At 71.8% G+C, this 13,751-nt stretch carries 10 protein-coding genes; 8 read left to right on the top strand and 2 right to left on the bottom strand.

Annotated elements, in window-relative coordinates:
• Nucleotides 1–13: 13 nt before the first annotated feature.
• Nucleotides 14–1,588 (bottom strand): Na+/H+ antiporter, encoded by a 1,575-nt coding sequence (locus tag ACZ7P3_RS01160; protein ID WP_472078796.1) that lies wholly within the window; start codon nt 1,586–1,588, stop codon nt 14–16.
• Between the two features lie 234 nt (nt 1,589–1,822).
• On the opposite strand from ACZ7P3_RS01160, the gene ACZ7P3_RS01155 reads away from it, so the two are divergent.
• Both ACZ7P3_RS01155 and ACZ7P3_RS01150 read left to right on the top strand, forming a co-directional pair.
• Complete coding sequence (locus tag ACZ7P3_RS01155) at nt 1,823–4,324, top strand: sensor histidine kinase (protein ID WP_472078260.1); 2,502 nt, start codon at nt 1,823–1,825, stop codon at nt 4,322–4,324.
• On the top strand, nt 4,324–5,130 hold the full coding sequence (locus tag ACZ7P3_RS01150; RefSeq protein WP_472078259.1) for a DUF4118 domain-containing protein: 807 nt from the start codon (nt 4,324–4,326) through the stop codon (nt 5,128–5,130). Before ACZ7P3_RS01155 ends, ACZ7P3_RS01150 begins: the two co-directional genes overlap by 1 nt.
• 162 nt (nt 5,131–5,292) lie before the next feature.
• Here the strand turns inward: ACZ7P3_RS01150 and ACZ7P3_RS01145 are convergent, their stop codons facing one another.
• On the bottom strand, nt 5,293–5,829 hold the full coding sequence (locus ACZ7P3_RS01145; protein WP_472078258.1) for a hypothetical protein: 537 nt from the start codon (nt 5,827–5,829) through the stop codon (nt 5,293–5,295).
• Between the two features lie 383 nt (nt 5,830–6,212).
• Here ACZ7P3_RS01145 and ACZ7P3_RS01140 point away from each other — a divergent pair, with 383 nt between their 5' ends.
• From ACZ7P3_RS01140 to ACZ7P3_RS01115, 6 genes are all read left to right on the top strand, one after another.
• The gene (locus tag ACZ7P3_RS01140) at nt 6,213–8,111 is read left to right on the top strand and encodes an APC family permease (protein WP_472078257.1); all 1,899 of its coding nucleotides are present in this window, start codon (nt 6,213–6,215) and stop codon (nt 8,109–8,111) included.
• Between the two features lie 271 nt (nt 8,112–8,382).
• Complete coding sequence (kdpF, locus tag ACZ7P3_RS01135) at nt 8,383–8,472, top strand: K(+)-transporting ATPase subunit F (protein ID WP_016434100.1); 90 nt, start codon at nt 8,383–8,385, stop codon at nt 8,470–8,472.
• Between the two features lie 7 nt (nt 8,473–8,479).
• On the top strand, nt 8,480–10,141 hold the full coding sequence (gene kdpA, locus ACZ7P3_RS01130) for a potassium-transporting ATPase subunit KdpA (protein ID WP_472078256.1): 1,662 nt from the start codon (nt 8,480–8,482) through the stop codon (nt 10,139–10,141).
• Entirely contained in the window at nt 10,141–12,279 is a 2,139-nt protein-coding gene (kdpB, locus tag ACZ7P3_RS01125; RefSeq protein ID WP_472078255.1) for a potassium-transporting ATPase subunit KdpB, read from the top strand. Before kdpA ends, kdpB begins: the two co-directional genes overlap by 1 nt.
• A gap of 5 nt (nt 12,280–12,284) precedes the next feature.
• Nucleotides 12,285–12,953, top strand: coding sequence for a potassium-transporting ATPase subunit C (locus ACZ7P3_RS01120; protein ID WP_472078254.1), 669 nt, complete (start codon nt 12,285–12,287; stop codon nt 12,951–12,953).
• Between the two features lie 112 nt (nt 12,954–13,065).
• On the top strand, nt 13,066–13,749 hold the full coding sequence (locus ACZ7P3_RS01115) for a response regulator (RefSeq protein WP_472078253.1): 684 nt from the start codon (nt 13,066–13,068) through the stop codon (nt 13,747–13,749).
• Nucleotides 13,750–13,751: the final 2 nt, after the last annotated feature.

Raw genomic sequence — 13,751 nt, 5'->3', positions numbered from 1 at the left:
CGGCGTTGCCCGCTCACGCGTCTGCCAGGCGGGCCTCCTCCAGGTCCAGGGAGCGTTGGAGGCGGCGGCGGGTCGTGTCGCTGATGCGGTGGTCGTCGTACAGGCGCTGCAGTTCCGTCGTCTCCACGGCGATCAGGTCGCGGCGCAGCTGGCGGTAGACCCGGTCGGCGGACTCGGTCGCCGCGGCGGTGCCGTTGTTCTCGGCGAGACGGTCGCGGGCGTCGTCCAGGCGGGCGGTCAGGCCGCGCCGCAGCCGGTCGACGACCACGTCCGGCACCGCCTCCAGCTCCGCGAGCTCCTCCAGCCGGGCGAGTCCGGCGTGCGCGAGGCGGGAGCGGGCCTCGACCTCCTCGCGTTCGGTGTGCGCGGGTTCCAGGGCGATGCCGGAGCGGCGCACGACCGGGGCCAGGGTGAAGCCCTGGACGACCAGGGTGACCACCACGACCGAGGTGGTCAGGACGAGGACCAGGGGCCGGTCCGTGAGCGGGGCACCGCTCCGGGTGACCTCGGGGATGGACAGCGCGGCGGCCAGCGGCATCACCCCGCGCGTGCCCGCCCAGGTCAGCACCACCGGCACCCGCCAGTTCAGGCGGCCGATCCCGCCCTTGCGCTGCACGACCGCGGACAGCGGCGCGAGCCACAGCAGGCGTACGGCGATCAGCGTGGCGGCGACGGCGAGGGCGTACAGCGGCCAGCCCCGGTCGCCGTCGGCCAGCGCCCGCACCTGCGCGGGCAGCGCCAGCCCGATGAGCGAGAAGACGACGCTCTCCAGGAGGAAGACGACGGTGCCGTAGACGGCGTGCAGCTGCAGGCGTATGCGGGCATTGGTGAGCCGGTCGCCCCGGCCGCCGAGGACCACTCCGGCCACCACGCACGAGGTGACCCCGGAGGTGTGCGCGGCCTCCGCCAGCAGGTATGCGGCGTACGGGGTGACCAGTGCTATCACCGTCTCCAGCACCGGTTCCTCGGTGCGCCGCCGGATCAGGGCCACCACCCCGGCCACCGCGGCCCCGATCACCGTGCCGCCCCCGGCGAGCACCAGGAACTGGCCGCCGGCCGCGCCCCAGTTCGCCGCCGCCGACGCGATCGCGATGCCCGCCGCCACCCGGACCAGCACCAGCGAGGTGGCGTCGTTGAACAGGCTCTCCGCCTGGACGAGCACCTGCACCTTGGGCGGCAGGGCGAGCCTGCGGCCGAGCGCGGTCACGGCCACGGGGTCGGTGCTGGCCAGGATCGCGCCCAGCACGAACGCCATCTGCCAGGACAGCGGGGTCACCAGGGCCGCCACCGCGGCGACGGCCGCCGCCGAGGCCAGGACCAGGCCGATGGCGAGGATACCGACCGGTTTCCACACCGCGCGCAGTTCCCGCCAGGGCATGTCCTCGGCGCTGGCGTACAGCAGCGGCGGCAGCACCACCAGCGCGATGATCTGCGGGCTGATCTCGATCTGGGGCGTGCCCGGCAGCAGGGCCACCGCCAGACCGGCCACGACCAGCAGCGAGGGCGCCGGAATGCGCCACCGGCGAGCGAAGGTGGCTACCACGGTGGCCAGAATGACCAACGCGAGTACGGTGCCGACGCTGCGCATGCCGTCCCCCTGGATCCCTGAAGGAGCCACCCTGGCTCCCCGCCGACCAGACTTCCCGGCACACCGCCTTCACCCTATCGGCCCAGGTCACGTCAAGACAGTGTCAAGGTCACCCCGGCCTGCGCCAAGGAACCGCTAAGGGCTGCCCCGGCCGGCCCGCTCAAGCGCTTCCTTGGGAGCAGTCCCCCTTCGGTACAGGGGAGTTGATCCAGAGAGCGGAGCGCGTCGGCGGCGATGAATGACGTACGGCCCGGACGGCTGAAGGTCTACCTCGGGGCGGCCCCCGGGGTCGGCAAGACCTATCGGATGCTCGACGAGGGGCGGCGCCGCGCCGCGCGCGGCGCGGACGTGGTGGTGGGCTTCGTGGAGTGCCACGGACGTCCGCACACGCAGGCCATGACCGACGGCCTGGAGGCCGTCCCCCGCGCCCGCTGCGCCTACCGCGGCGGTGACTTCGAGGAGATGGACCTGGGCGCGGTGCTGGACCGCCGCCCCGAGGTCGCGATCGTCGACGAGTTCGCCCACAGCAACGTCCCCGGCGACGGCCGCAACCCCAAGCGCTGGCAGGACATCGAGGAACTCCTCGCCGCCGGCATCGACGTCATCACGGCGCTGAACATCCAGCACCTGGAGTCCCTCAACGACGTGGTCGAGAAGATCACGCACGTACCGCAGCACGAGACGGTGCCCGACGAGGTCGTACGACGCGCCCAGCAGGTCGAGCTGGTGGACATGCCGCCCGAGGGCCTGCGCCGCCGGATGGCGCACGGCAACATCTACGCACCCGAGAAGATCGACGCGGCCCTCGCCAACTACTTCCGGCCCGGCAATCTGACCGCGCTGCGCCAGCTGGCGCTGCTCTGGGTGGCCGACCGGGTCGACGAGGCGCTGCAGGAGTACCGCTCGCAGCACGGCATCGGCCGGGTGTGGGAGACCCGGGAGCGGGTCGTCGTCGCGCTGACCGGCGGCCCGGAGGGCGACACGCTGGTCCGGCGGGCCGCCCGGATCGCCGACCGGTCCGCGGGCGGTGACCTGCTGGCCGTGCACGTGGCCCGCAGCGACGGGCTGGCGGGCGGCGTCTCGGCCGCCTCCCTCACCCGGCAGCGCAGGCTCGTGGAGGACCTCGGCGGCAGCTACCACTCGGTGGTCGGCGACGACGTGGCCACCACCCTGGTGGAGTTCGCCCGCGCGGAGAACGCCACCCAGCTGGTCCTCGGCACCAGCCGCCGCGGCCGGCTGACGCGGTTCCTGACCGGACCCGGCACGGGGGAGACCGTGACCGAGCTGTCCGGTGACATCGACGTGCACCGGGTCACCCACGAGCGGGCCGGACGCGGCACCCTGCTGCCGTCGCGGCGCCGCACCCTGTCCACGGCCCGGATGATCGCCGGACCGGTGGCCGGTCTGGTGCTGCCCGTGCTGCTGACGGCCGTCCTCGCGCAGGCGCGCGGCACGCTGGACCTGACCAGTGAGGCCCTGTTGTTCCTGCTGGCCGTGGTGGGGGTGGCGTGCATAGGCGGGGTCACCTCGGCGGTGATCGCGTCGGTGACGGCCTCGCTGCTGCTGAACTACTGGTTCATACCGCCGATCGGCGCCTTCACCCTGAACGATCCCAACGCCCTGCTCGCGCTGGCCGTCTTCGCGGTCGTCGCGGCCACCGTGGCCGGGGTCGTGGACCGCTCCCTCAGGCTGTCCCGGCGCTCGGCCCGCGCCACCGCCGAGGCCGAGACCATGTCGTCCCTGGCCGGCACCATCGTGCGCGGCGAGGCGACGATCCCCGCGCTGCTGGAGCGGACGCGGGAGACCTTCGGCATGGAGTCGGCGGAGCTGGCGGACGAGCCGCCGGACGCCGACGCGACGGCCTTCGTGCCGGCCGGCCCCGGCGCCCACCTCGTGCTGCGCGGCCGCACCCTGTCGTCCTCGGAGCGGCGCGTGCTGGCCGCGTTCGCCGCGCACGTCGGCTCCGCGGTCGAGCGGGCCCGGCTGGCCGAGGCGGCCGCCGAGGTGGAACCCGTGAAGGCCGCCGACCGGATGCGTACGGCGCTGCTGCGGGCCGTCGGCCATGATCTGCGCACGCCGCTGGCGGCGGGCTGGGCCGCGGTCACCTCGCTGCGCAGCCGGGACGTCGACTTCTCCCCGGAGGACCGCGACGAGCTGCTGGCCACCGCCGACGAGTCCATGACCAAGCTCAACCGGCTGGTGGAGAACCTTCTGGACCTCAGCCGTCTGGAGGCGGGCGTGCTCACCCTGAACCTGCGCCCGACCTCCCTGGAGGAGGTCCTGCCCATGGCACTGGCGGACGTTGCCGGGGTCGAGGTGGCGGACACGGAGGAGATCCCGCCGGTGCTCGCCGACCCGCCGCTGCTGGAGCGCGTGATAGCCAACCTCGTCGGCAACGCCGCCCGGCACACCCCGCCGGGGCGGAGGGTGCTGGTCAGCGCCAGTGCCCTGGCGGGCCGGGTGGAACTTCGGGTCGTCGACCGGGGTCCGGGACTGCCCCCGGCCGGCCGGGACCGGCTCTTCGAGCCGTTCCAGCGGCTCGGCGACACCGACAACACCACAGGACTCGGCCTCGGGCTGGCCCTCGCCCGGGGACTGACCGAGGCGATGAACGGCACCGTCACTGCCGAGGACACCCCCGGCGGCGGCCTGACCATGGTCGTGTCGCTGCCCTTCGCCGGGCAGGCCGTGGGTGCCGGACCTTCCGTGATCGAACAGAGCCCAGGAGGTGCGTGATGAGCACCATGACCGGCACCCGGAGGCTGCACCGCCCGCTCGGGGCGCGCAGCACGGCACGTTCCTGGCCGCTGCGCGACCGGCTCGCCCTGGCGGCGGGCCTGGTCGCCCCCTTCCTGGCGGCCCTCCTCCTCGTCCCCTTCCGCACGAGCCTGTCGCACACCGACGCGGCCCTCGTCCTCGTGGTCGTGGTCGTCGCCGTGGCCTCGCTGGGCAGCCGCACGGCGGGTGCCGTGGGTGCGCTGTCGGCGGCGGCCTGGTTCGACTTCTTCCTCACGCGGCCGTACCGGACCTTCGACATCGACGCCTCCGCGGACATCGGGACGGCGGTGCTGCTGCTGGCCGTCGGCGCGATCGTCTCCCAGCTCGCGGCGCGCGCCCGCCGGCTGGAGGTCATGACGGTGACGGACGCGGCGCACCTGGCCCGGATCCACCGGACCGCCGACCTGGTCCAGTCCGCCCGCTCGGCCGACACCGTGGTCGACCACGTCCGCCGTGAGCTGACCGACCTGCTCGGCCTGCGCTCCTGCCGCTTCGAGTACGGCACCCTGCTGGGCCGGCCGCCGCGGCTGGAGAAGGACGGGACCGTGACGGTGGGCCGGCGCAGCCGGAACCCCGACACCGACGGCTGGCCCGAGGGCGAGATCGAGCTGCGCGCGTACGGCAACGGCCACTACCTCGGCCGCTTCATGCTCACGCCCGGCCCGGGCGACGTACCCGGGCTCCCGGCCCGGCTGGTGGCGGTGACGCTGGCCGACCAGACCGGGGCCGCGCTGGACACGTCGGGGCCGGTCCGCGGGTGGTGACACCGGGGCGGCCGGGACCCGGGAGGCGCCCAGGGGCTCGGAAGGCGCCCCGGTGGACCCGGGCGGCGTCGGGCGGGACCGGGGCGGCGTCCGGCGGGACCGGGGCGGCGTCCGGCGGGACCGGGGCGGCGTCCGGCGGGGCTCGGGAGGTGTCCGGGGTGCCTACTCCAGCCCGGATGCCTTGAACACGGCCTGTGCGGTCTCGCGGTCCACGCGGGTGGAGAGGCGGTGCAGCGCGGTCTGCCCGCACAGCAGCAGACCGCCGGCGGCCGCCTTCCGCGCGCTCTCGTCCAGGCGGTGCCACAGCTGGGGGTTGTGCACCAGGACCTCGGGGTCCACCTCGACCCGCGCGCCGGACGCGTCGCGCAGCAGGAGCCGTTGGGAGACGCCGCCCAGGCACCGCACGGAGACCAACAGGTCGGTGCGGACGCGCTGTTCGCGCAGCAGCCGGCGCGAGGCCAGCCAGTTCTCGCCGGCCGAGACCCGGGCCGGAAACAGCACCAGGAACAGCAGCAGGGAGAGCGCGAGCCACAACAGGCCGCGCCAGAGCGCGATCCGGCCCGAGCCCCAGTCGACCAGCAGGAGCAGGAGGAGCAGCATGCCGGCGCAGCGGACGGCCTCCCTGACGTCCCCGGCCCAGCGGCGGTCGTGCACCGCATCCCCGGATGCCTCCGCATCCCCGGACGTCCCTGCACCCACGGATGCCTTCGCATCCCCGGACGTCCCTGCACCCACGGATGCCTCTGCATCCCCGGACGTCCCTGCGTGAGCGCCGGCCGGTGCCCTGCGCGTGTTGTCGCGGCGTCGCATTCCGCCGACGGTAGAGACGAACCGGACCGGAACCCCGCATTTTGACGCGACTCTGACGGCTCCGGGGTGAATCTTGGCGCAGGTCATGCGGGCGGGGTGCGGTCCGTGGCCGCCGACCGGATCACAGGCCGTCAAGATCCCGTCAAGGTACGCCTCATGGGCGCGAAGATGCCGCAAGGAACGGTCGGATACGGGCGGAAGCGGTCAGAACCTGGGTGCACCGCGCACACCTCGTCCTTCGTGCGCGGTTCCTGACGAAGGAGCACGCACCCATGACCGTCCTGACCACCGAACCGGACGCCGTTCCCGCCGGCGAGGAACCGCCCGATACCGGCGAACGCCACCGGCTGACCGCCGTCACAGGACTCGCGGCGCTGTCACTGGACGCGATGGCGTCGGTGGCGTACGGCCCCGAGGCGATCGTCCTCGTGCTGGCGGCCGCGGGCGCCCACGGGCTCGGCTTCACGCTGCCCGTGACCCTGGCCATCGCGGGCCTGCTCGCGGTGCTGGTGGCCTCCTACCGGCAGGTGATCGCGGCCTTCCCGGACGGCGGTGGCTCCTACGCCGTCGCGAAGACACATCTGGGGGCGCGCACCAGCCTGGTGGCGGCCGCATCGCTGGTACTGGACTACGTGCTCAACGTCGCCGTCGCCGTCACGGCCGGCGTGGCGGCTCTGACCTCCGCCTTCCCCGGCCTCTACGGCGAGCGGCTGTGGCTGTGCCTGGCGGTGCTCGTCCTGATCACCGGCGTCAACCTGCGCGGGATCGTGGAGTCGGCGAGGGCCTTCATCGTGCCGACGGTCGTGTTCGTCGGCGCCGTCTTCGTGCTCATCGTGGTCGGCCTGTTCCGCTCCCACCCCGTCAGCACGGCGACCGCCGCCGGGCATGCCTCGGTGGTCGCGGACAACGCCTCGACGGTGGGCGTCCTGCTGTTGCTGAAAGCATTCGCCTCCGGGTGCAGCGCCCTGACCGGGGTCGAGGCCATCGCCAACGCCGTGCCCTCCTTCCGCGTCCCGCGCGTGCGGCGCGCCCAGCGTGCGGAGGTCGCCCTCGGTGCCGTGCTCGGCCTGATGCTCGTCGGCCTGTCGGTGCTGATCTCCCGCTTCCACCTCCGGCCGGTCGCCGGCGTCACCGTCCTCGCCCAGCTCGCGGACGCCGCGCTCGGCCACAACTGGGCCTTCTACGTCATCCAGTTCGCGACGATGTTCCTGCTGGCGCTGTCCGCGAACACCTCCTTCGGCGGGCTTCCGGTGCTGCTCAAGCTCCTGGCCCGCGACAACTACCTGCCGCACGTCTTCGCCCTGAAGGCCGACCGCCAGGTCCACCGGCACGGCGTGCTGGCGCTGGCCGTGGCCGCGGCTGCGCTGCTCGTCTTCTCGGGCGGCGACACCAACACCCTGGTGCCGCTGTTCGCGATCGGTGTGTTCGTCGGCTTCACCATCGCGCAGGTGGGCATGGTGAAGCACTGGCGTCTGGAAGGCCGGGAGCAGAGCCGCGCGGGTGGCCGGGAGCGGACCGGCGTGGGCGGGCGGGAGCCGAGCGGCCGGGGCCGGCGCGGCAAGGCGCTGCTCAACGGATTCGGCGCGCTGCTCACCGGTGTCTCGGCCGTCGTCGTCACCGCGAGCAAGTTCACCGAGGGCGCCTGGCTGATCGTGGTGGCACTGCCCGTGCTGGTCGCCGGCTTCCTCGCCGTGCACCGCGCCTACGCCCGGATCGGCGAGCGGCTCGGGCTCGGCCGCATCCCCGAGGCCCCGCATCGCGACCGCTCGCTGGTGATCGTCCCCGTCTCGTCCCTGTCCCGGCTCACCTCCGAGGCGCTGACCGCGGCCGCCTCGCTCGGCGACGAGGTCCGCGCGGTGACCGTCTGCTACCCGGACCCCGAGGACCGCGCCCAGCTGCACGTCCTGGAGCGCGCCTGGGCCGAGTGGGACCCGGGGGTGCCCCTGGTCCGGCTGGCCTGCGAGCGGCGCACGCTCGGCCGTCCCATCGCCGCGTACGCCCGTGCGGCGGCCACCGCCGAGCCGGGCACGCGGGTCACCGTCCTGATCCCGGAGGCCGAACCCGAGCGGCTGTGGCAGCGGCTGCTGCAGAACCAGCGGGGCGCCGTCGTCGCGTACGCCGTACGCCGTGAGACGGACGCGGTGATCTGCCGCCTCCGCTTCCGGCTGTGACCGCTCCGGCTGTGACCGCGGTCACCTGCTGTCACGCCCCCTTACCCGTCGGTACGGACGAGGAGCCGTAAGAGCCCCGTCAAAGCCGTACGGGCTGCCGTAAGAGAGTCGTCAACGGGCGACCGGATCCGGCCAGCCAGGCGCTTTCCTCGAATCGTCCGTTTCACCGAACCTCACTCCAGGAGTTCGCGATGGCCGATCTGGCCTTCGTCGTCACCGTGCTCGCGGGTTTCGCGCTGGTGGCCCTTGTCGCCAAGGGGGTGACGAAGCTGTGACCGCCGAGAACATCGTCGGCCTGGTCGTGGCCGTCGCCCTGCTGGGCTATCTCGTCCTCGCCCTGATCTTCCCGGAGAGGTTCTGAGACACCTATGGGTCCCGTATCGGCCGGCCTGCTCCAGCTGCTCGCCCTCATAGGCGCACTGGCACTCGTCTACGTCCCCGTCGGCAACTACATGGCCCGGGTCTACTCCTCCGACAAGCACCTGCGCGTCGAGAAGTGGATCTACAAGGGCATCGGCGCCAACCCCGACGCCGAGATGACCTGGCCCGCGTATCTGCGCGGTGTCCTCGCCTTCTCGGCCGTCAGCGTCCTCTTCCTCTACCTGCTCCAGCGGCTCCAGGGCGTCCTGCCCGGCTCGATGGGCTTCTCCTCGGTCAACCCGGCGCAGTCGTTCAACACGGCCGTGTCCTTCGTGACCAACACCAACTGGCAGTCGTACTACGGCGAGCAGACCATGGGTCACGTCGTGCAGACCGCCGGTCTGGCCGTGCAGAACTTCGTCTCCGCGGCCGTCGGCATCGCCGTCGCCGTGGCCCTCGTCAGGGGCTTCGCGCGCTCGCGCACCGGTGAACTCGGCAACTTCTGGTCCGACCTGGTGCGCGGCACGCTGCGGATCCTGCTGCCGGGCGCCGCCGTCGCGGCGGTGATCCTCGTCGCCTGCGGTGCGATCCAGAACTTCTCCGGCATTCACGAGGTCGGTCAGTTCATGGGCGGCTCGCAGCAGTGGAACGGCGGCGCGGTCGCCTCCCAGGAGGCCATCAAGGAGCTGGGCACCAACGGCGGCGGCTACTTCAACGCCAACTCCGCCCACCCCTTCGAGAACCCGACGCCCTTCACCAACCTGTTCGAGATCTTCCTGATCCTCGTCATCCCGTTCTCGCTGACCCGCACCTTCGGCGTGATGGTCGGCTCGGTGAAGCAGGGCTACGCGATCCTCGCCACGATGTTCACCATCTGGCTGGGCTTCGTCGCCCTGATGATGTGGACCGAGTTCGCCCACCACGGCCCGGCGCTGCAGGCGGCCGGCGGGGCGATGGAGGGCAAGGAGGTCCGCTTCGGGATCGGCGGTTCGTCGATCTTCGCGGTGTCGACCACGCTCACCTCGACCGGTGCGGTGGACTCCTTCCACTCCTCCTTCACCGGCCTCGGCGGCGGTATCGCGATGCTCGGCATGATGCTGGGCGAGATCGCGCCCGGCGGCACCGGATCCGGCCTCTACGGGATGCTGATCATGGCGGTCATCGCGGTGTTCATCGCCGGTCTGATGGTCGGCCGTACGCCCGAGTACCTGGGCAAGAAGATCGGCGCGCGGGAGATGAAGCTCGCCGCCTGCTACATCCTGATCACCCCGGCGCTGGTGCTCGTCTTCACGGCCGCCTCCATGGCGCTGCCGACGCCCCCGCACTCGATGCTGAACTCCGGCGCACACGGATTCTCCGAAGTCCTGTACGCCTTCACGTCCGCGTCGAACAACAACGGCTCGGCCTTCGCCGGCCTGAACGCGAACACCGACTGGTACAACACCATGACCGGACTCGCGATGCTGCTGGGCCGCTTCCTGCCGATGGTGTTCGTGCTGGCGCTGGCCGGCTCGCTCGCCGAGCAGAAGCCCGTCCCGGTCACGGCCGGCACCCTGCGCACCGAGAAGCCGCTGTTCACCGGCCTGCTGGTGGGCGCGATCCTGATCATCACCGGTCTCACGTACTTCCCGGCCCTGGCGCTGGGTCCGCTCGCCGAAGGGCTGGCGTGATGACCACCCGTACAGAGAACCCAGAGGACTCCATGTCCACAGCCACACCCACCCGGGCGCCGCACAGCGACGTCCCCACCGGGCACAAGCCCGCCGAGAGCCGTGTCGGAGCGGGCCTCTTCGACCCCAAGGCGCTGGTCAGGTCGCTGCCGGACGCGTTCCGCAAGCTCGATCCGCGGGTGCTGGTCAAGTCGCCCGTGATGTTCGTGGTGTGGATCGGCTCGGTGCTGACCACGGTGTTCTCCTTCAAGGACCCGGGCGACTGGTTCGGCTGGGCGATCAGCGCCTGGCTGTGGCTGACCGTGATCTTCGCCAACCTGGCGGAGGCGGTCGCCGAGGGCCGCGGCAAGGCCCAGGCGGAGACCCTGCGCAAGGCCAAGACCGACACGGTCGCGCGCCGGCTGCTCGCGGACGGCACGTCCGAGGAGCAGGTCCCCGGCACCGACCTGAAGATCGGTGACCTGGTGGTGTGCGAGGCCGGTGACGTCATCCCCGGTGACGGCGATGTCGTCGAGGGCGTCGCCTCCGTCGACGAGTCGGCGATCACCGGTGAGTCCGCGCCGGTCATCCGCGAGTCCGGTGGCGACCGCAGCGCCGTCACGGGCGGTACGAAGGTGCTGTCCGACCGCATCGTCATCAAGATCACGACGAAGCCGGGCGAGACCTTCATCGACCGGATGATCAACCTGGTCGAGGGCGCGGCCCGGCAGAAGACGCCGAACGAGATCGCCCTGAACATCCTGCTGGCGTCGCTGACGATCGTCTTCCTGCTGGCCTGCGCCACGCTGCCGCCGTTCGCGAACTACGCGGGCACGCACCTGACGATGATCGTGCTGGTCGCCCTGCTGGTCTGCCTGATCCCGACCACCATCGGCGCGCTGCTCTCCGCGATCGGCATCGCGGGCATGGACCGGCTGGTCCAGCGCAATGTGCTGGCCATGTCGGGCCGTGCGGTCGAGGCCGCCGGCGACGTCTCCACGCTGCTGCTCGACAAGACCGGCACCATCACCCTCGGCAACCGCCAGGCCGCCGAGTTCGTGCCGGTCAAGGGCACCACCGAGGCCGAGGTCGCCGATGCCGCCCAGCTCTCCTCGCTGGCCGACGAGACGCCCGAGGGCCGCTCCATCGTCGTGCTGGCGAAGGAGAAGTACGGGCTGCGCGAACGCCACCAGGGCGAGCTGGCGCACGCCGAGTGGATCGCCTTCACCGCCCAGACCCGTATGTCGGGTGTGGACGTCGACGGCCGCAAGGTCCGCAAGGGCGCCACGGCCTCGGTCATCGCCTGGGTCGAGGAGCAGGGCGGCACGGTCGCCGAGGACGCGGACGCGATAGCCAACCGCATCTCCGAGGCGGGCGGCACCCCGCTGCTCGTCGCCGTCCACGACGAGCGGGGCGCCCGGGTCCTCGGCGTCATCCACCTCAAGGACGTCGTCAAGGAGGGCATGCGGGAGCGGTTCGAGGAGCTGCGCCGCATGGGCATCAAGACGGTCATGATCACGGGCGACAACCCGCTGACCGCGAAGGCGATCGCCGAGGAGGCGGGCGTCGACGACTTCCTCGCCGAGGCCACTCCCGAGGACAAGATGGCCCTCATCAAGCGGGAGCAGGCGGGCGGCAAGCTGGTCGCGATGACCGGTGACGGCACCAACGACGCCCCGGCGCTCGCGCAGGCCGACGTCGGCGTGGCGATGAACACCGGTACGTCGGCCGCCAAGGAGGCCGGCAACATGGTCGACCTCGACTCCAACCCGACCAAGCTCATCGAGATCGTCGAGATCGGCAAGCAACTGCTGATCACCCGGGGCGCGTTGACGACGTTCTCCATCGCCAACGACGTCGCGAAGTACTTCGCGATCATCCCGGCGCTGTTCGCGGCGGTCTACCCGGGCCTGGACAAGCTGAACATCATGCACCTGTCCTCGCCCAACTCCGCGATCCTGTCGGCCGTCATCTTCAACGCGCTGATCATCATCGCGCTGGTGCCGCTGTCCCTGAAGGGCGTGCAGTACCGGCCGATGAGCGCGGACCGGATGCTGCGGCGCAACCTCGGGATCTACGGCATCGGCGGACTCATCGCGCCGTTCATCGGCATCAAGATCATCGACCTGATCATCTCTCTGATCCCCGGGATCGGTTGAAGGACATGAACAACTCCTTTGTGAACACAGCCCGGTTGCTGGGGGCGGGCCTGCGGGCGCTGCTCGTCCTGACCCTGGTCACCGGCGTCATCTACCCGCTGGTCGTCACCGGCATTGCGCAGACGGCGTTCCACGGCAAGGCGAACGGCTCCGAGACCAAGGCGGACGGCAAGGTCGTCGGCTCCTCCCTGATCGGGCAGTCGTACAACCTGCCGCTGAAGAAGGGCCAGGAGACCCCGGACCCGGACCTGAAGTGGTTCCAGGGCCGCCCGGCCAACGGGCTCGGCGCCAACAGCGTCAACACGCAGTACAAGCTGATCCTCTCGGGCGCCACCAACCTGTCCGCGGACAGCAAGGTCCTGGTCAAGCAGGTGGCGGACGCCAAGGCCGCCGTCGTCAAGGACAACTCGGTGCCCGGCTACACCGTCAGGCCCTCGGACGTCCCGGCCGACGCGGTCACCTCCTCCGGCTCCGGCCTCGACCCGGCCATCTCCCCCGAGTACGCCGAACTCCAGGTCCACCGGGTCGCCGCGAAGAACGGCCTGACCGTCCCCGCGGTGGAGAAGCTGGTCGAGGACCACACCGAAGGCCGCACCCTGGGCTTCATCGGCGAGCCCCGGGTCGACGTCCTGGAACTCAACATCGCGCTCAAGGACCTCGCGGCCCGGAAGTGACGGCCTGTGCGCATCGCAACGGGAGTCGGCGGCCCGGGAGACATCCCGGTTCCGCCGGCTCCCGCAGGCATGACACCGGCTCCCGCAGGCATGACAGGAGAGGCACACACCCATGACCCGGGTGCTCGTGGTGGAGGACGACCCGCAGCTCGTACGGGCCCTCGTGATCAATCTGCAGGCCCGCCGCTACGGCGTCGACGCGGCCCCCGACGGCGCCACCGCGCTGCGGCTCGCGGCGGCCCGCCAGCCCGACGTGGTGCTGCTCGACCTCGGCCTGCCCGACATGGACGGCGTCGACGTGATCCGGGCCCTGCGCGGCTGGACCCGCGTGCCGGTCCTGGTGCTGTCGGCCCGGCAGTCCTCCGACGAGAAGGTCGCCGCGCTCGACGCCGGCGCCGACGACTACATCACCAAGCCGTTCAGCATGGACGAACTCCTGGCCCGGCTGCGGGCCGCCGTGCGCCGCACCGAGGAACTGCCGCTGGTCCCGGAGACCACGCTGGTGCAGACGGACGGGTTCACCATCGACCTGCTCGCGAAGAAGGTCGTACGGGAGGGCCGCGACGTCCGCCTCACGCCGACCGAATGGCAGCTGCTGGAGATCCTCGTCACCCACCCCGGCCGGCTGATCACCCAGAAGCAGCTGCTGCACGAGGTGTGGGGCGTCTCCCAGAGCAACAAGACCAACTACCTGCGGGTGTACATGGCCCAGCTCCGGCGCAAGCTGGAGAGCGACCCCTCGAGCCCCCGCTACCTCATCACCGAGCCCGGCATGGGCTACCGCTTCGAAGGGTGACC

The organism is Streptomyces sp. NPDC107581, from assembly GCF_055657175.1.
This window is presented reverse-complemented; position numbering and strand designations above follow the sequence as displayed.

Excerpts from the sequence above, each read along its gene's own strand:
- ACZ7P3_RS01160 (WP_472078796.1), bottom strand. The coding sequence starts at position 1,588 with ATGCGCAGCGTCGGCACCGTACTCGCGTTGGTCATTCTGGCCACCGTG.
- ACZ7P3_RS01155 (WP_472078260.1), top strand. The coding sequence starts at position 1,823 with ATGAATGACGTACGGCCCGGACGGCTGAAGGTCTACCTCGGGGCGGCC.
- ACZ7P3_RS01150 (WP_472078259.1), top strand. The coding sequence starts at position 4,324 with ATGAGCACCATGACCGGCACCCGGAGGCTGCACCGCCCGCTCGGGGCG.
- ACZ7P3_RS01140 (WP_472078257.1), top strand. The coding sequence starts at position 6,213 with ATGACCGTCCTGACCACCGAACCGGACGCCGTTCCCGCCGGCGAGGAA.
- kdpA (WP_472078256.1), top strand. The coding sequence starts at position 8,480 with ATGGGTCCCGTATCGGCCGGCCTGCTCCAGCTGCTCGCCCTCATAGGC.
- kdpB (WP_472078255.1), top strand. The coding sequence starts at position 10,141 with ATGACCACCCGTACAGAGAACCCAGAGGACTCCATGTCCACAGCCACA.
- ACZ7P3_RS01120 (WP_472078254.1), top strand. The coding sequence starts at position 12,285 with ATGAACAACTCCTTTGTGAACACAGCCCGGTTGCTGGGGGCGGGCCTG.
- ACZ7P3_RS01115 (WP_472078253.1), top strand. The coding sequence starts at position 13,066 with ATGACCCGGGTGCTCGTGGTGGAGGACGACCCGCAGCTCGTACGGGCC.